Annotated in this window: 22 protein-coding genes; 20 read left to right on the plus strand and 2 right to left on the minus strand. The window is 43.5% G+C overall.

Annotation, left to right across the window (positions count from 1 at the left end; translation table 11 throughout):
* Positions 1-66 precede the first annotated feature (66 nt).
* The 13 genes from MP387_RS01170 (at position 67) to pflA (ending at position 11,197) form a co-directional block, all read left to right on the plus strand.
* The gene (locus MP387_RS01170) at positions 67-840 is read left to right on the plus strand and encodes a TatD family hydrolase (protein ID WP_242748022.1); all 774 of its coding nucleotides are present in this window, start codon (positions 67-69) and stop codon (positions 838-840) included.
* Positions 840-1,403 (plus strand): ribonuclease M5, encoded by a 564-nt coding sequence (gene rnmV, locus MP387_RS01175; RefSeq protein ID WP_242747075.1) that lies wholly within the window; start codon positions 840-842, stop codon positions 1,401-1,403. The genes MP387_RS01170 and rnmV overlap by 1 nt, the downstream gene beginning before the upstream one ends.
* An 11-nt stretch (positions 1,404-1,414) precedes the next feature.
* The gene (locus tag MP387_RS01180; RefSeq protein ID WP_242747079.1) at positions 1,415-2,269 is read left to right on the plus strand and encodes an SDR family NAD(P)-dependent oxidoreductase; all 855 of its coding nucleotides are present in this window, start codon (positions 1,415-1,417) and stop codon (positions 2,267-2,269) included.
* Between the two features lie 193 nt (positions 2,270-2,462).
* A complete protein-coding gene (locus tag MP387_RS01185; RefSeq protein WP_242747081.1) occupies positions 2,463-2,798 on the plus strand; it encodes a hypothetical protein in 336 nt (111 codons plus the stop codon).
* Positions 2,795-3,667, plus strand: coding sequence for a 16S rRNA (adenine(1518)-N(6)/adenine(1519)-N(6))-dimethyltransferase RsmA (gene rsmA, locus MP387_RS01190; protein ID WP_084880046.1), 873 nt, complete (start codon positions 2,795-2,797; stop codon positions 3,665-3,667). The genes MP387_RS01185 and rsmA overlap by 4 nt, the downstream gene beginning before the upstream one ends.
* Before the next feature lies 1 nt (position 3,668).
* Positions 3,669-4,547: a ribosome small subunit-dependent GTPase A gene (gene rsgA / locus MP387_RS01195; RefSeq protein ID WP_242747085.1), complete on the plus strand. Its 879-nt coding sequence runs from the start codon at positions 3,669-3,671 to the stop codon at positions 4,545-4,547.
* 10 nt (positions 4,548-4,557) lie between these two features.
* Positions 4,558-5,214: a ribulose-phosphate 3-epimerase gene (rpe, locus tag MP387_RS01200; protein WP_061587992.1), complete on the plus strand. Its 657-nt coding sequence runs from the start codon at positions 4,558-4,560 to the stop codon at positions 5,212-5,214.
* Complete coding sequence (locus tag MP387_RS01205; RefSeq protein ID WP_198464977.1) at positions 5,177-5,839, plus strand: thiamine diphosphokinase; 663 nt, start codon at positions 5,177-5,179, stop codon at positions 5,837-5,839. Before rpe ends, MP387_RS01205 begins: the two co-directional genes overlap by 38 nt.
* Position 5,840: 1 nt before the next feature.
* Positions 5,841-7,097 carry a DNA recombination protein RmuC gene (locus MP387_RS01210; RefSeq protein WP_242747088.1) on the plus strand — a complete coding sequence of 419 codons (1,257 nt, stop codon included), beginning with the start codon at positions 5,841-5,843 and terminating at the stop codon, positions 7,095-7,097.
* The gene (locus MP387_RS01215) at positions 7,087-8,028 is read left to right on the plus strand and encodes a 3'-5' exoribonuclease YhaM family protein (RefSeq protein ID WP_042903155.1); all 942 of its coding nucleotides are present in this window, start codon (positions 7,087-7,089) and stop codon (positions 8,026-8,028) included. The genes MP387_RS01210 and MP387_RS01215 overlap by 11 nt, the downstream gene beginning before the upstream one ends.
* A 104-nt stretch (positions 8,029-8,132) precedes the next feature.
* Positions 8,133-8,960, plus strand: a complete 828-nt coding sequence (gene purR, locus MP387_RS01220; protein WP_002874197.1) for a pur operon repressor — start codon at positions 8,133-8,135, stop codon at positions 8,958-8,960.
* Positions 8,961-9,026: 66 nt separating this feature from the next.
* Complete coding sequence (locus MP387_RS01225; RefSeq protein ID WP_242747092.1) at positions 9,027-10,283, plus strand: diaminopimelate decarboxylase; 1,257 nt, start codon at positions 9,027-9,029, stop codon at positions 10,281-10,283.
* A 119-nt stretch (positions 10,284-10,402) separates the two neighbouring features.
* A complete protein-coding gene (gene pflA, locus MP387_RS01230; RefSeq protein WP_001288281.1) occupies positions 10,403-11,197 on the plus strand; it encodes a pyruvate formate-lyase-activating protein in 795 nt (264 codons plus the stop codon).
* A 72-nt stretch (positions 11,198-11,269) separates the two neighbouring features.
* Here pflA and yidC read toward each other — a convergent pair whose 3' ends face one another.
* Together yidC and MP387_RS01240 are read right to left on the minus strand one after the other, a co-directional pair.
* Positions 11,270-12,199: a membrane protein insertase YidC gene (yidC, locus tag MP387_RS01235; RefSeq protein WP_242748024.1), complete on the minus strand. Its 930-nt coding sequence runs from the start codon at positions 12,197-12,199 to the stop codon at positions 11,270-11,272.
* Between the two features lie 77 nt (positions 12,200-12,276).
* On the minus strand, positions 12,277-12,555 hold the full coding sequence (locus MP387_RS01240) for an acylphosphatase (protein WP_001174620.1): 279 nt from the start codon (positions 12,553-12,555) through the stop codon (positions 12,277-12,279).
* A 33-nt stretch (positions 12,556-12,588) separates the two neighbouring features.
* Between MP387_RS01240 and MP387_RS01245 the strand changes: the two genes are divergently transcribed.
* The 7 genes from MP387_RS01245 (at position 12,589) to MP387_RS01275 (ending at position 17,558) form a co-directional block, all read left to right on the plus strand.
* On the plus strand, positions 12,589-13,329 hold the full coding sequence (locus MP387_RS01245) for a TrmH family RNA methyltransferase (protein ID WP_242747095.1): 741 nt from the start codon (positions 12,589-12,591) through the stop codon (positions 13,327-13,329).
* A gap of 54 nt (positions 13,330-13,383) precedes the next feature.
* Positions 13,384-14,067, plus strand: coding sequence for a Bax inhibitor-1/YccA family protein (locus tag MP387_RS01250; protein ID WP_242747098.1), 684 nt, complete (start codon positions 13,384-13,386; stop codon positions 14,065-14,067).
* 109 nt (positions 14,068-14,176) lie between these two features.
* A complete protein-coding gene (asnA, locus tag MP387_RS01255) occupies positions 14,177-15,169 on the plus strand; it encodes an aspartate--ammonia ligase (protein ID WP_000747998.1) in 993 nt (330 codons plus the stop codon).
* Between the two features lie 64 nt (positions 15,170-15,233).
* Positions 15,234-15,773: a 16S rRNA (guanine(966)-N(2))-methyltransferase RsmD gene (gene rsmD / locus MP387_RS01260; RefSeq protein ID WP_242747101.1), complete on the plus strand. Its 540-nt coding sequence runs from the start codon at positions 15,234-15,236 to the stop codon at positions 15,771-15,773.
* The gene (gene coaD / locus MP387_RS01265) at positions 15,763-16,251 is read left to right on the plus strand and encodes a pantetheine-phosphate adenylyltransferase (protein ID WP_242747112.1); all 489 of its coding nucleotides are present in this window, start codon (positions 15,763-15,765) and stop codon (positions 16,249-16,251) included. Before rsmD ends, coaD begins: the two co-directional genes overlap by 11 nt.
* The gene (locus MP387_RS01270; RefSeq protein WP_000730765.1) at positions 16,235-17,272 is read left to right on the plus strand and encodes a SepM family pheromone-processing serine protease; all 1,038 of its coding nucleotides are present in this window, start codon (positions 16,235-16,237) and stop codon (positions 17,270-17,272) included. The genes coaD and MP387_RS01270 overlap by 17 nt, the downstream gene beginning before the upstream one ends.
* A gap of 55 nt (positions 17,273-17,327) precedes the next feature.
* Positions 17,328-17,558 (plus strand): DUF1146 family protein, encoded by a 231-nt coding sequence (locus MP387_RS01275; protein ID WP_009013716.1) that lies wholly within the window; start codon positions 17,328-17,330, stop codon positions 17,556-17,558.
* Positions 17,559-17,566 lie beyond the last annotated feature (8 nt).

Raw genomic sequence — 17,566 nt, forward strand, 5'->3', positions numbered from 1 at the left:
ATATTTTTATAAGCCGGGGGATGCTATTTTTGGTATAATAGATGGAAGAAAATGAGGTTAGAAGAGATGATTTTTGATACGCACACACATTTAAATGTAGAAGAATTTGCAGGACGTGAGGCCGAAGAAATCGCCTTGGCTGCTGAGATGGGTGTGACACAGATGAATATTGTTGGTTTTGATAAGCCAACCATTGAACGAGCCCTAGAATTGACAGATGAGTATGAGCAACTCTACGCAACTATTGGCTGGCATCCGACGGAAGCAGGGACTTACACAGATGAGGTCGAAGCTTACTTACTTGAAAAACTAAAACATCCCAAGGTTGTTGCCTTGGGGGAGATTGGTCTGGACTACCATTGGATGACAGCACCTAAGGAAGTACAGGAGCAGGTTTTTCGTCGTCAGATTCAGTTATCTAAGGATTTGAACTTGCCTTTTGTGGTCCACACTCGTGATGCGCTAGAAGACACTTATGAGATTATCAAGAGTGAGGGCGTTGGTCCTCGTGGTGGCATCATGCACTCATTTTCAGGCTCTCTCGAGTGGGCTGAGAAGTTTGTCGAGCTTGGCATGACCATTTCTTTCTCAGGAGTGGTGACCTTTAAGAAAGCAACGGATATCCAAGAAGCTGCTAGGGAACTTCCTTTAGACAAGATTTTGGTAGAAACGGATGCGCCTTACCTGGCTCCTGTTCCTAAACGTGGCCGTGAAAACAAAACAGCCTACACACGCTATGTGGTGGACTTTATCGCCGACTTGCGTGGGATGACGGCAGAAGAGCTGGCGGTAGCAACGACTGCAAATGCAGAGCGTATCTTTGGATTGGACAGCAAGTGATGAAAGAAAAAATTTCCCAAGTCATCGTGGTCGAAGGTCGCGATGATACGGCCAATCTCAAACGTTACTTTGACGTGGAAACCTATGAGACACGAGGTTCCGCAATAAATGACCAGGATATAGAGCGGATTCGTCGCCTGCATGAACTGCATGGAGTCATTGTATTTACAGACCCCGACTTTAATGGTGAACGCATTCGTCGCATGATTATGACGGCCATTCCAACAGTCCAGCATGCCTTTCTCAAGCGAGATGAAGCAGTGCCCAAATCTAAGTCCAAGGGACGTTCTCTGGGAATCGAACACGCCAGCTATGAAGATCTAAAAACAGCGCTGGCTCAGGTGACAGAGCAATTTGAAAACGAGAACGAGTTTGACATCAGTCGTGGTGATTTGATTCGCCTAGGTTTCCTAGCGGGAGCAGACAGTCGTAGACGCCGAGAGTATCTAGGCGAACAGCTCCGCATCGGCTATTCCAATGGAAAACAACTGCTCAAGCGGTTGGAGTTGTTTGGAGTAACCTTGGCAGAAGTGGAAGAAGTGATGGCTAAGTATTCAGTCTAACGGAGTCAGAAATGAAAAAAGTGATTATTACGGGTGGCAATAGTGGTATTGGCTATCAGTCTGCTAAACAGTTGGCTGAAAAGGGCTGGTCGGTAACTCTCTTTTGTAGACGGAAAGAAGCTGCTGAGCAAGCCTGTGAGAAAATCCGCCAACAAACAGGAAATCCGCATGTAGATTATATCTTGGTTGATTTATCTGAGATGAAAAGTGTCAAGGAAGCGGTAGAACAGTATATCCCAAAAGAAGAGACTTTAGATGTTTTAATGAACAATGCGGCTGATTTTGATTTGTCAGTCAAAAAGCCCATCCTGACTAGGGAGGGATTAGAAAAGCAATTTGCGACCAATGTGGTTGCTCCCTTTTTACTTTCTACCTTGTTAAAGGGTTTGTTGGAAAAGTCAAAAAGTGGTCGGATTATTAATATTTCTTCTCAAGGGCTGATACTTTATCCCTTCATGAAGCTTGATTTTGAAAATTTAGCTGGTCAAAAACATTACAATCCTGCTAAGACTTATTATCAGAATAAACTAGCCTTGTTGATGCTGTCGCTTTATATGCGGAAACATTGGAAAGGTATCAAGGTTCAGGCAATCCGTGTGACCAATGTCAAAGTTGATATGCGTCGCTATGATCACCTCAGCGCTTTTATGAAAAATCTGTATAAAATCAAGTCAAGATTTTCAATTAGTCCTGAAGAAATGGCCAAAGTCTACACAGCCTTATCTACAGAAGATGGCCATTATGGTTTTCTGTATGACGAGAAATGCAGGGAAGTAAAAGCAAATAGATCTGCTTACGAAGAAGAGGAGCAAGCAAAACTCTATTCCTTACTTGAACAACTGACATTTTCAAGAGACAATCTATAAAGATTTAGAAAAATAAATTTTATGCTTACATCAATAGTGGAAAGAAATTTAGATATCGAAATCTGTTTGGAGAGCTCTGAAAAGTAATAACAATAACCAGATAACCCGAAAATATAAGGGGAATGTGTTACAATAGAGGTACTTAGATTTATTTTGATAGCGTTAAAATAGAAACTTATAAGGACAGTGCGAAATGAAAATTCGAGTTGATAGAGATTCTGTATGTATGGGGGACGATGTATTGCCTCATGAGACAGAATTTGAGATTCCTGAAGATATGACGGTGAAAGAATTTTTTGACTTTCTAGAAAAGGAACGTTACCTACCTTCTGTCCAAGGGAATAATGTTGCCTGGGAACTTCGTAATAGAAACGGGGAACACGGAGTTTATTTCACCAAAACACGAGAAATCATTCATCCAGATGCACTCCTAAAAGAAATGGTGGAAGGATTTGATGGAATACCCTTATTTGTTTTGCTCTATCATTATACTCCAGAAGCTTACTATAATAGAAAAGAGAATAGATGAGAATTGCAGATTATAGCGTGACCAAGGCAGTGCTGGAGCGTCACGGTTTTACCTTTAAAAAGTCCTTCGGGCAAAATTTCCTGACGGATACCAATATCCTTCAAAAAATCGTGGATACGGCTGAAATTGATGATCAGGTTAATGTCATCGAAATCGGGCCAGGGATTGGTGCTTTGACAGAATTTTTGGCAGAGCGTGCGGCAGAGGTTATGGCCTTTGAGATTGACCACCGTTTGGTACCGATTTTAGCAGATACCCTGCGTGATTTTGACAATGTGACAGTAGTCAACGAGGACATTCTCAAAGTTGACTTGATCCAGCATATCCAGAATTTCAAAAATCCTGACCTGCCAATCAAGGTAGTAGCCAATTTGCCCTACTATATCACAACGCCTATTCTCATGCATTTGATCGAGAGTGGCATTCCTTTTAGTGAGTTTGTCGTCATGATGCAGAAAGAAGTGGCGGATCGTATCTCCGCTCAACCCAATACCAAGGCTTACGGTAGTTTGTCGATTGCTGTCCAGTATTACATGACAGCCAAGGTTGCCTTTATCGTGCCTCGTACGGTCTTTGTGCCAGCGCCGAATGTTGACTCGGCTATCCTGAAAATGGTACGTCGTCCAGAACCAGCTGTAGCAGTGAAAGATGAGAACTTCTTCTTTAAGGTTTCCAAGGCTAGTTTCACCCATCGTCGTAAGACCTTATGGAACAACTTAACAGGCTACTTTGGGAAAACTGATGAAGTCAAGGATAAGCTGACCAAGGCTTTGGACCAAGCAGGCTTGTTACCATCTGTGCGTGGGGAAGCACTTAGCTTGGAAGAATTTGCTAGCCTTTCAGATGCGCTTAAAGGACAAGGACTCTAAGATGCAGGGACAAATTATTAAAGCCTTGGCAGGATTCTATTATGTAGAGAGTGATGGCCAAGTCTATCAGACACGTGCGCGTGGGAATTTCCGCAAAAAAGGTCATACACCCTACGTTGGGGATTGGGTAGATTTTTCTGCCGAGGAAAATTCCGAAGGTTATATCCTCAAGATTCACGAACGGAGAAACAGTCTGGTCCGTCCGCCCATTGTCAATATTGACCAAGCTGTGGTGATCATGTCCGTCAAGGAACCGGACTTCAACAGCAATTTGCTGGATCGTTTCTTGGTTCTTTTGGAGCACAAGGACATCCATCCCATCGTTTATATTTCTAAAATGGATTTGTTGGAAGATAGAGAAGAACTGGATTTTTACCAACAGACTTACGGTGCCATTGGTTATGACTTTGTGACTAATAAGGAAGAGCTCTTGCCACTATTAACAAACAAGGTGACAGTCTTTATGGGGCAGACTGGTGTTGGAAAATCAACACTCCTCAATAAAATCGCACCAGACCTCGATCTTGAAACAGGAGAAATTTCAGACAGTCTGGGTCGCGGGCGCCACACTACTCGAGCAGTTAGTTTTTATAATCTCAATGGAGGTAAAATCGCAGATACACCGGGATTTTCATCCTTGGACTATGAAGTGTCAACGGCTGAAGGTCTCAATCAGTCCTTTCCAGAGATTGCCACTGTCAGTCGAGATTGCAAGTTCCGTACTTGTACCCATACCCATGAGCCGTCCTGTGCGGTTAAGCCAGCTGTAGAAGAAGGTGCCATTGCAACCTTCCGTTTTGACAACTACCTGCAATTCCTCAGTGAGATTGAAAATCGCAGAGAAACCTATAAAAAAGTCAGTAAAAAAATTTCAAAATAAGGAGAAACCCATGTCTCAATACAAGATTGCTCCGTCAATTCTGGCAGCAGATTATGCCAACTTTGAACGTGAAATCAAACGTCTAGAAGCAACTGGTGCAGAATATGCCCATATCGATATCATGGATGGTCACTTTGTACCACAAATCAGTTTTGGTGCAGGTGTGGTTGAAGCTCTTCGCCCCCATAGCAAGATGGTCTTTGACTGCCACTTGATGGTATCAAATCCTGAGCATCATCTAGAAGATTTTGCGCGTGCGGGTGCGGATATCATCAGTATCCATGTGGAAGCAACGCCTCATATCCATGGTGCCCTCCAAAAAATTCGCTCTCTTGGTGTCAAACCTTCGGTTGTTATCAATCCTGGGACACCTGTGGAGGCGATTAAGCACATCCTTCACCTAGTGGACCAAGTCTTGGTGATGACGGTTAACCCTGGATTTGGTGGGCAAACTTTCCTGCCTGAAACCATGGATAAGGTTCGTGAGTTGGTTGCCCTTCGTGAGGAAAAAGGTTTGAGCTTTGAGATTGAAGTCGATGGCGGGATTGATGATCAAACCATTTCTCAGGCTAAAGAAGCTGGTGCTACCGTTTTTGTAGCGGGATCTTATGTCTTTAAGGGAGATGTCAATGAACGAGTGCAAACTCTCAGAAAACAATTGGACTAGGGTTGCCGTTTTTGCCGGCGGAGATCGCGGTCATTATCGGACGGATTTTGATTGCTTTGTCGGTGTGGATCGAGGCTCGCTCTGGGTCTTGGAAGAAGACCTTCCTCTCGATCTAGCAGTTGGAGATTTTGATTCGGTGACTGCAGACGAACGTCAGTTGATTCAAAAACGTGCCCAACATTTTGTCCAAGCCCAGCCAGAAAAGGATGATACGGATCTGGAACTAGCACTTTTAACGATTTTTGAAAAAAATCCTCAAGCCCAAGTGACCATTTTTGGGGCTTTGGGTGGTCGTATTGATCATATGCTGGCTAATGTCTTTCTGCCTAGCAATCCCAAGTTGGCACCCTATATGCGCCAGATAGCGATTGAGGATGGGGAAAACTTGATTGCCTATTGTCCAGAAGGGAGCAGTCAGCTTCAACCCCGTTCAGACTACGATTATCTAGCCTTTATGCCAGTTCGGGATAGCCAGCTGACTATTCTTGGTGCCAAGTACGAATTGACAGAGGAGAATTTTTTCTTTAAAAAAGTATACGCTTCTAACGAATATATAGATAGGGAAGTTTCGGTGACTTGCCCTGATGGCTATGTGGTTGTCTTGCATAGCAAGGACAGGAGGTAGGATGGAGACTGTATTACTACTATTATTAATTGCCAACCTAGCTGGACTCTTTCTCATTTGGCAAAGGCAAGATAAGCAAGACAAGTACCTAGCCAAGAGCTTGGAGGATCAGGCAGACAATCTTTCAGATCAACTGGATTACCGCTTTGAACAAGCCAGACAAGCCAGCCAGCTGGATCAAAAAGACTTGGAAGTGGCTGTCAGCGACCGTTTGCAAGAAGTGCGAATGGAGTTGCACCAAGGCCTGACGCAAGTCCGTCAAGAAATGACAGATAATCTGTTGCAAACTAGAGATAAGACTGACCAACGTCTCCAAGCCCTGCAGGAATCAAATGAACAACGCTTGGAGCAAATGCGCCAGACGGTCGAGGAAAAATTGGAAAAGACCTTGCAGACGCGCTTGCAGGCTTCCTTTGAGACAGTTTCAAAGCAACTAGAGTCGGTCAATCGTGGCCTGGGAGAGATGCAGACAGTTGCCCGCGATGTTGGTGCCCTTAACAAAGTTCTCTCTGGAACCAAGACGCGAGGGATTTTGGGCGAATTGCAACTGGGGCAAATCATCGAAGACATCATGACACCAGCCCAGTACGAACGAGAATACGCAACGGTTGAAAACTCTAGCGAGCGAGTAGAGTATGCCATCAAGTTACCTGGCCAAGGTGATCGGGAATATGTCTACTTACCGATTGACTCCAAGTTTCCATTGGCGGATTATTACCGCTTAGAAGAGGCTTATGAAGCAGGTGATAAGGACGAGATTGAACGCTGTCGCAAGTCACTCCTAGCTAGTGTCAAGCGCTTTGCCAAGGATATCAAGAGCAAGTACATAGCGCCACCTCGGACGACCAATTTTGGAGTCTTGTTTGTTCCAACAGAAGGACTCTACTCAGAAATCGTCCGCAATCCGGTCTTCTTTGATGATTTGAGACGGGAGGAGCAGATTATTGTCGCAGGTCCAAGTACCCTATCAGCCCTGCTCAATTCTCTATCAGTTGGCTTCAAAACTCTCAATATCCAAAAGAGTGCAGATCATATCAGCAAGACTCTTGCTAGTGTCAAGACCGAGTTTGGCAAGTTTGGTGGCATTCTGGTCAAAGCACAAAAGCATCTCCAACATGCCTCTGGCAATATTGATGAATTATTAAACCGTCGTACCACAGCTATCGAGCGTACGCTCCGTCACATTGAGTTATCAGAAAGTGAGCCTGCGCTTGATCTACTCCATTTCCAAGAAGATGAGGAAGAATATGAAGATTAGTCACATGAAAAAAGATGAGCTGTTTGAAGGTTTTTACCTGATTAAGTCAGCTGACCTGAGACAGACGCGTGCTGGGAAAAACTACCTAGCCTTTACCTTCCAAGACGATAGTGGCGAGATTGAAGGGAAACTCTGGGATGCCCAACCTCATAACGTTGAGGCCTTTACCGCTGGGAAAGTCGTCCACATGCAGGGACGTCGAGAAGTTTATAATAATACACCTCAAGTCAATCAAATTACTCTTCGCTTGCCTCAGCCTGGAGAACCCAATGATCCAGCTGACTTCAAGGTCAAATCGCCGGTTGATGTCAAGGAGATTCGTGACTACATGTCGCAAATGATTTTCAAGATTGAAAATCCTGTCTGGCAGCGTATCGTTCGCAGTCTCTACACCAAGTATGATAAGGAATTCTACTCCTATCCAGCTGCCAAGACCAACCACCATGCCTTTGAGACGGGTTTGGCCTATCATACAGCAACCATGGTGCGCTTAGCAGATGCTATTAGTGAGATCTATCCTCAGCTCAACAAGAGTCTGCTCTATGCGGGGATTATGTTGCACGACTTGGCTAAGGTTTTAGAACTCAGTGGTCCTGATCAGACGGAGTACACAGTGCGAGGCAATCTCCTTGGACATATTGCTCTCATCGATAGTGAAATTACTAAGACAGTCATGGAACTGGGCATCGATGATACTAGAGAAGAAGTGGTGCTACTGCGCCATGTCATCCTCAGCCACCATGGCTTGCTAGAGTATGGAAGTCCAGTCCGTCCACGCATTATGGAAGCAGAGATTATCCATATGATTGACAATCTAGATGCCAGTATGATGATGATGTCAACAGCTCTAGCTTTGGTGGACAAAGGAGAGATGACCAATAAAATCTTTGCTATGGACAATCGTTCCTTCTATAAACCAGATTTAGATTAATAATTTAAGAAAAACGAGCATTTTTTACGCAATAATGTTCGTTTTTTTATGTGAATATGGTATAATGGATAAAATATCAAAATTAAATGGAATGGTAAATAAAAATGAAATTAAGAAGAAGTGATCGGATGGTTGTCATTTCCAACTATTTGATTAATAATCCATACAAACTAACAAGTCTCAACACCTTTGCAGAAAAGTACGAATCTGCTAAATCATCGATTTCAGAGGACATCGTGATTATCAAGCGTGCCTTTGAGGAAATCGAAATCGGCCATATTCAGACTGTGACTGGAGCAGGTGGTGGCGTTATCTTTACACCATCAATTTCGAGTCATGAAGCTAAAGAAATGATCGCAGACTTGCGTGACAAACTTTCAGAAAGCGATCGTATCTTGCCAGGTGGCTATATCTACCTGTCTGATTTGCTCAGTACACCTGCCATTTTGAAAAATATTGGTCGTATCATTGCCAAGAGCTTTATGGACCAAAAAATCGATGCCGTTATGACAGTAGCAACAAAAGGTGTGCCACTCGCAAATGCAGTTGCCAATGTCCTCAACGTTCCATTTGTCATTGTGCGTCGTGACTTGAAAATTACCGAAGGTTCAACGGTCAGCGTCAACTATGTTTCAGGTTCCAGTGGTGACCGAATTGAGAAAATGTTCCTTTCAAAACGCAGTCTCAAGGCAGGCAGTCGTGTCTTGATTGTGGATGACTTCTTGAAAGGCGGCGGAACTGTCAACGGGATGATTAGTCTCTTGCGTGAATTCGATTCTGAACTAGCTGGTGTCGCAGTCTTTGCAGACAATGCCCAAGAAGAACGTGAAAAGCAGTTTGATTACAAGTCACTCTTGAAGGTTACCAATATTGATGTTAAGAACCAATCCATCGATGTCGAGATTGGAAATATCTTTGACGAAGACAAATAAGAGATAGAACTAAAGGTTGGAACGATTGTCCCAGCCTTTCTTTGCAAACAGAATAGAAGGAAGCTTATGAAAACACCATTTATCAGCCAAGAAGATTTAGAAACAATTGTTGCAGAGTTCCCGACTCCCTTCCACTTGTATGACGAGAAGGGGATTCGTGAAAAAGCAAGAGCGGTCAACCAGGCCTTTTCCTGGAACAAGGGCTTTAAGGAATATTTTGCAGTCAAGGCGACTCCAACCCCAGCCATCTTGAAAATCCTCCAAGAGGAAGGTTGTGGTGTGGACTGTTCTAGTTACGTGGAGCTCTTGATGAGCCACAAACTGAATTTCCCCGGTTCTGAGATTATGTTCTCTTCTAACAACACGCCAGACCAAGAGTACGCCTATGCGCGTGAATTGGGCGCAACTATTAACTTGGATGCCTTTGAAGATATTGAACATCTAGAGCGAGCGGCAGGCATTCCAGAAATTATGTCTTGTCGTTACAATCCTGGAGGCGTTTTTGAGCTAGGAACAGACATCATGGACAATCCTGGGGAGGCCAAGTTTGGGATGACCAAAGACCAGCTTTTTGAAGCCTTTGCGATTTTGAAGGAAAAAGGAGCCAAGACTTTTGGGATTCACTCTTTCCTAGCATCCAATACTGTCACCCATCTCTACTACCCAGAGTTGGCTCGTCAGCTTTTTGGATTGGCTGTTGAAATCAAGGAAAAATTGGGTATTTCGCTAGATTTCATCAATCTTTCCGGCGGTATTGGTGTCAACTATCGTCCAGACCAGGAGCCAAATGACATCGCTGTGATTGGTGAAGGGGTGTGTAAGGTTTATGAGGAAGTTCTTACACCTGCAGGACTTGGTCAGGTTAAGATTTTCACAGAATTAGGCCGCTTTATGTTAGCCCCTCACGGAGCTCTCGTCACAAGAGTCACTCATAAGAAAAAAACCTATCGTACCTATCTGGGTGTGGATGCATCAGCAGTCAACCTCATGCGCCCAGCCATGTATGGAGCCTACCACCATATCACTAATCTGACACATCCAGATGGACCTGTTGAGGTGGTAGACGTGGTCGGTTCACTCTGCGAAAACAATGATAAATTTGCAGTGAACCGCGAACTACCTCATACAGAAATCGGTGATTTGCTGGTGATTCATGATACAGGTGCACATGGATTCTCCATGGGTTATCAGTACAATGCCAAACTACGCTCGGCAGAAATCCTCTATACCGAAGAAGGAAATGCCCGCCAAATCCGCCGTGCAGAGCGCCCTGAGGACTATTTCGCAACCTTGTATGGTTTTGATTTTGAATCGGGTCATTAAAAAAATTGAAAATGAAAGTGAAAAACAGATTGCTTTCTAAAAAATAGACAAAAAACCTTGTTTTTCACCTTACTCGTGATATAATAAAACTATAAAACGGTTTCAAGGAAGGTGACGATATGTCTGAAGAAACAATTGACTATGGACAAGTGACAGGAATGGTGCATTCGACAGAGAGTTTTGGGGCGGTAGATGGCCCTGGGATTCGGTTTATTGTCTTTTTGCAGGGCTGTCACATGCGTTGCCAGTACTGTCATAACCCCGATACATGGGCTATGGAGACCAATAAATCACGCGAACGGACAGTAGACGATGTCTTGACAGAAGCCCTTCGCTACCGTGGTTTCTGGGGAGATAAGGGAGGAATCACTGTCAGTGGAGGAGAAGCCCTCTTACAGATTGATTTCCTAATTGCCCTCTTTACCAAGGCCAAGGAAAAAGGAATCCACTGTACCTTGGATACCTGTGCCCTTCCGTTCCGTAATAAACCACGTTATCTCGAAAAGTTTAATAAACTCATGGCGGTGACAGACTTGGTTCTTCTGGATATCAAGGAAATCAACGAAGAACAGCACAAGATTGTTACAAGTCAAACCAATAAAAACATCTTGGCCTGTGCCCAGTACCTGTCAGATATTGGGAAGCCTGTTTGGATTCGCCACGTTCTTGTACCAGGATTGACAGACCGTGATGAAGATTTGATTGAACTTGGGAAGTTCGTAAAAACCCTCAAAAACGTTGACAAGTTTGAAATCCTACCTTATCATACGATGGGAGAATTCAAGTGGCGTGAACTTGGGATTCCTTATTCGCTTGAAGGGGTCAAACCTCCAACAGCAGACCGTGTCAAGAATGCCAAGGAATTGATGGATACAGAAAGTTACCAAGACTACATGAAACGTGTTCATGGATAAAAAAGAAGCTCGATGGAGACATCGGGCTTTTGTGATGCATAAAAAGCCTAGCATTTCAGCTAAGCTTTTTTCTTATTTTCTAGAATGTTGTTTACCAGCATTGCGTTTTTTATGTTTCTTATTAGTCATGATCGCAGTTGCTTGGTTTGGAGTGACGTCTTTGCGTCCGCCTCCAGTCGCAAACGAACTTGCTTTTGGTGGGTTTTTGGCAAATTCTTCACGAACTTTTTGACGGAGTTTTGGACGGACAACATAGTTAACGATGAACTGTTGAAGAATCATCATGAAACCACCGACAACCCAGTAAAGCGTCACACTAGCTGGTGAGAAGAAGGAGAAGACGACAATCATGAGAGGGCTCATGTAGATCATTTTCTTGAGCTGTTCTCTTTGCATCTCGTCTTCTACTCCATGAAGTGAGAGGAGTGATTGGAGATAGTAGAGGATACCAGCGAAGGCGACAAGGAGCAGACTTGGTGAACCAAGATCGATACCCAAGAAGGTAGAGCTAGCTACTCCATCAGTGTATTGGGCTGCAAAGTAGATAGCAGAGAAGAAAGGCATTTGAATGAGGATAGGGAAACATCCTACACCACCAAACATGCTGATGCCGTGTTCTTTCTGAGCTGCAAAGAGAGCTTGTTGCGCTTCTAGTTTTTCTTCCTGAGTTGTTGCCTCTTTGAGGCGTGTTTGATGTGGCTCAAGGACGTGTTTGAGGGCATTCATCTTCTCAGAGTGAAGCGTTGCCTTCCATGATTGGTAGATACCAAGTGGCAAGATAATCAAACGCACGATAATGGTAACGATAATGATAGCGACCCCGAAACCTAGTCCTTTATCAGTAGCGAAGTACTTGATAGCCTCAGCCATAGGTGCTCCAATGGTATTCCAAATCAATCCTGTAGGTTGTCCTGTTGCTTTGTCTACTTGGACACAGCCTGTCAAGACGAGTAGCATAGCCACTCCCATAGCAGAGAGTGCAAAACGTTTAATAGATTTCAATGTTTTCATTCCTTCTTTAAAAATTATACCTTTCTATTCTACTGTTTTTTTGTAAAATATACAATAGTTCTAGAGACCTAATTTGCGACTTTGAAATCTGAATAGGATGAAAAGTTGCTCATCTGCACATCTAGATAGGTAACTTTTGAAAAAGGTGTCGGACCTTTTCGGATTTCTTGGATAAATTTTGCCATAGTGGCAGAGGAGTCTGCCTGAGCAAGAATTTCCACTGTGCCATCGTCATTATTCCAGACACGACCAGTGATGCCACCGATTTCAAGAGCTAAAGTATAAACACCCCAGCGAAAACCAACACCCTGCACCCTGCCTTGGGCAATCATTCTAACCTTTTGCATACCAAACCCCCTTGATTGTGTTATAATGTTTCTATGACTATTATAACCTCAAAAGCCAATTCTGTGGTAAAAAATGCCAAGAAATTACATCAAAAAAAATATCGAAAGTCTGCTTATTTGATTGAGGGCTGGCACTTGTTTGAAGAAGCTGTTCAAGCTGGAGTGACGATTGAAAATGTCTTTGCCCTAGAAAGTTACCGAGATCAGCTAGCTGCCTTTCCTCAAACTATCTGGGTTTCAGAGGAGATTTTGCTGGATTTGGCAGATACGCAAACTCCTCAAGGGATTGTTGCGGTGATTCAGAAAGAAGAAGTGGGACTGCCTGATTTTAGTCAGGGCAAGTATCTATTTTTAGAGGATGTTCAAGATCCTGGTAATGTGGGCACCATGATTCGGACGGCGGATGCTGCAGGTTTTACAGGGGTTATTGTTTCAGACAAGTCAGCAGATATCTACAGTCTCAAGACCCTACGTTCCATGCAAGGAAGTCATTTTCACTTGCCCATTTATCGTATGCCTCTTGCCACCTTTGTAGAAGAGGCAAAGAAGAGCGATTTGCCTCTTCTGGCAACGACCTTATCGAGAGAGTCAAAGGATTATCGTGAGCTTTCTTCACTAGAGAACTTTGTTTTAGTCATGGGAAATGAAGGGCAGGGGATTAGTTCTGTCATGGCTGAGAGTGCTGATCAGCTGGTTCATATTAGCATGAAAGGCCGAGCGGAAAGTCTCAATGTGGCGGTTGCCGCAGGTATTTTGATGTTTTATTTCAGCTAATTTATAAAATCTTTGTTATAATCAAGACATATTTATAGAAAAAGGAGAATCAGAATGAATCAAACGATTATTCAAGAACGTTCGGGTCTCAATCAATTTTACGCTAAGGTTTATGCTTTTGTGGGACTTGGGATTGGTCTATCGGCTCTCGTGTCAGCTTTGATGTTGACAGTCTTTCAGGCTCAATTGGTCTACTTTTTAATGCATGGCCGTCTCTGGTTGATGATTGCAACTTTTGCAGAACTTGCTCTGGTCTTTGTTGCAAGTAGCATGGCAGCAAAAAATAGCCCAGCAGCTCTGCCAGTATTTCTAGTATACTCGCTACTGAATGGCTTCACCCTTAGCTTTGTCGTAGCCTTCTATACGCCGGGAACAGTTTTGTCAGCCTTTGTATCCAGCGCCCTTCTCTTCTTTGTCATGGCGGCAATCGGAATTTTCACCAAGAAAGATTTGAGTGGAATGGGACGAGCTTTGATGGCGGCGCTTGTTGGTCTCATCATTGCTATGGTTGTGAATCTATTTTTAGCCAATAGTTTCTTTGACTACATGATTAGTATTGCCATGGTCTTGGTTTTCTCAGGTTTGATTGCTTGGGACAACCAAAAGATTCGCTATGTTTATGAGCAGTCACGAGGGCAAGTAGCGACAGGATGGGTCATCTCAATGGCGCTCAGCATCTATCTAGACTTTATCAACCTCTTCCTTAGCATCTTACGAATCTTTGGTCGAAACGATTAATGAATGACAGAGTCAGTGTTTAAAAGAGCACTGACTTTTTCTTATTTACTCTTTTCTTTTCTTGGAAATAGGTGTATAATGCTTTTAACTAATTTTTGAGGAGCTGTTTATGAAGAAAAGTTTTATTCATCAACAAGAAGAAATTTCCTTTGTCAAAAACACTTTTACCCAGTATTTGAAAGATAAGTTAGAAGTTGTTGAAGTTCAAGGTCCTATCTTGAGCAAGGTCGGGGATGGGATGCAGGACAACTTGTCAGGTGTCGAAAATCCAGTATCCGTCAAGGTCTTGCAGATTCCAGATGAAACCTATGAAGTCGTTCACTCACTTGCCAAATGGAAACGCCATACCTTGGCTCGTTTTGGTTTCGGTGAAGGTGAAGGTCTGTTTGTTCACATGAAAGCCCTTCGTCCGGACGAAGATTCGCTTGACGCGACCCATTCAGTTTATGTGGACCAGTGGGACTGGGAAAAAGTGATTCCAAATGGACAACGCAATATCGCTTATCTTAAAGAGACAGTTGAAAAGATTTACAAGGCTATTCGTCTGACAGAGCTAGCAGTAGAAGCTCGCTATGATATCGAATCGATCTTGCCAAAACAAATCACCTTTATCCATACAGAAGAACTAGTAGAACGTTACCCAGACTTGACACCAAAAGAGCGTGAAAATGCAATCTGTAAAGAGTTCGGGGCAGTCTTCTTGATTGGTATTGGTGGGGAATTGCCTGATGGCAAGCCTCATGATGGTCGTGCGCCTGACTACGATGACTGGACAACAGAGTCTGAAAATGGCTACAAGGGGTTGAATGGCGATATTCTCGTTTGGAACGAATCTCTTGGTTGTGCCTTTGAACTTTCATCAATGGGGATTCGGGTAGATGAGGATACCCTTCGTCGCCAAGTGGCTCTTACAGGAGACGAAGATCGTCTTGAGCTGGAATGGCATAAAGCCCTGCTTAACGGCCTTTTCCCACTGACAATTGGTGGAGGTATCGGACAGTCTCGTATGGCCATGTTCCTTCTTCGTAAGAAACACATCGGAGAGGTTCAGACCAGTGTTTGGCCTCAAGAAGTCCGCGATACGTACGAAAATATTTTGTAGAGAATCGAACCGCAAGGTTCGGTTTTCTTTCTCTTTTTGCCTATAATTTGGTATAATAAACGGTATGAAAATCGTATCAGGAATCTACGGAGGGCGTCCCCTCAAGACGCTAGAAGGCAAGACGACGAGGCCGACATCGGATAAGGTGCGTGGAGCTATCTTTAACATGATAGGTCCCTATTTTGAGGGTGGTCGCGTCTTGGATCTCTATGCTGGCAGTGGTGGTCTGTCTATTGAAGCTGTGTCAAGAGGGATGTCCCATGCTGTCTTAGTGGAACGGGATCGAGAGGCACAAGCTATCATCGCTGAAAATATCCAAATGACCAAGGAAGTTTCCAAATTTCAGCTCTTAAAGATGGAGGCTGAACGGGCCTTGGAGCAAGTGAATGGTCCCTTTGACCTGGTTTTTTTAGACCCTCCCTATGCCAAGGAACAAATCGTTGCAGATATCGAGAAAATGGCAGAAAGAAACCTTTTCTCCGAAGAGGTCATGGTTGTCTGTGAAACCGATAAGTCTGTAGAACTTCCAGAAGAAATCGCCTGCTTAGGCATCTGGAAGGAAAAAATATATGGGATTAGTAAGGTGACGGTCTATGTCAGATAAAATTGGATTATTTACAGGTTCATTTGATCCGATGACAAATGGACATCTGGATATCATTGAACGTGCCAGCAAACTCTTTGATAAGCTCTATGTCGGGGTGTTCTACAATCCCCACAAACAAGGCTTTCTCCCTGTTGAAAACCGTAAACGAGCAGTCGAAAAAGCCGTAGCACATTTAGAAAATGTAGAAGTCATGTCTTCTCACGACCAATTAGTTGTTGATGTTGCAAGAAGACTGGGAGCTAAAACTCTTGTCCGTGGCTTGCGAAATACCACCGACTTGCAATATGAGTCTAGTTTTGATTACTACAATCATCAACTGGCTCCAGAAATCGAAACCATTTACCTATATAGCCGCCCAGAGCATCTTTATATCAGCTCTTCGGCCGTGAGAGAACTTCTGAAGTTTGGTCAGGAGATTCAGCAATATGTCCCAAATAGTGTTGTGGAGGAATTAGAACATGAAGAAAAAAACTAGATGGCCCTTATATGTCATCCTAGCACTAATATTGACGTTTTTAGCCTTTGTAGTACCTTTACCATACTACATAGAAGTTCCAGGTGGAGCGGAAGATATTCGTCGCGTTTTGAAAGTCAATGAAACAGAAGACACAGAAGCAGGAGCTTACCAGTTTGTAACAGTCGGTATTCGACACGCAACCCTATCGCATCTTGTCTATGCTTGGTTAACGCCTTTCACAGATATTAGAAGTGCCAAGGAGACTACGGGTGGCTCTACTGATGCAGAGTTTATGCGGATCAATCAGTTCTACATGCAAACTTCTCAAAACATGGCCAAGTATCAAGGATTGAAGACGGCTGGGAAAGATATTGAACTCAAGTATCTGGGAGTTTATGTCTTGACCGTGACGGACAATTCAACTTTTAAGGGCATTCTGAACATTGCAGATACCGTGACGGCTGTTAATGACAAAACATTTGACAGTTCAAAAGACTTGGTCGACTATGTCAACTCTCAACAATTAGGAGATACGGTCAAGGTAACCTATGAAGAAGACGGAAAAGTCAAGTCTGCAGAAGGTAAAATTATCACTCTCGAAAACGGAAAAAACGGGATTGGAATTGGTTTGATTGACCGTACGGAAGTGACCAGTGACGTTCCAATTCGCTTTTCAACAGCTGGTATCGGCGGCCCAAGTGCCGGTCTCATGTTTAGTCTCGCTATTTATACCCAGATAGCAGATCCAGGACTTCGTAATGGCCGCATCGTTGCGGGAACGGGAACTATTGATCGCGATGGAAATGTTGGCGACATCGGTGGAATTGATAAAAAAGTAGTTGCAGCCTCTCGTCAGGGAGCCAACATCTTTTTTGCTCCTGACAATCCAGTCACCGAGGAAGCAAAAAAAGCAGATCCCAATGCGAAAAGCAACTATGAAACAGCCCTAGAAGCTGCTAAAACGATCAAAACAGAGATGAAAATCGTTCCCGTTAAGACTTTGCAGGATGCAATTGATTACCTTAAAAACAATCCCTAATTCGTAGAAAAATTGAAAACTAGCGCGCAAGCGGATAAGATGGTATAATAGTCAAATGGTTCAATTATTATTCACTCTAAGTAGTCATATACTCTTTATTTATTTGAGTTTTTACCTTTTGAAGGATCTTGTGAGATGGGAAAAGGTTTTAAAAGTGACCGGTACTAACACAAAAAAAGTTCGTTTGTTGGTAGGCTTCTTTAGTATTGTGATGGGCTACATCTTGAGTTCATTCTTTATCAGTTTGTACCAACTGTGGCAAGAAGCACTTAGAGGACTATTATAAAATCAAAA

This window comes from Streptococcus oralis (assembly GCF_022749195.1).
Classification (GTDB): Bacteria; Bacillota; Bacilli; order Lactobacillales; family Streptococcaceae; genus Streptococcus; species Streptococcus oralis_CI.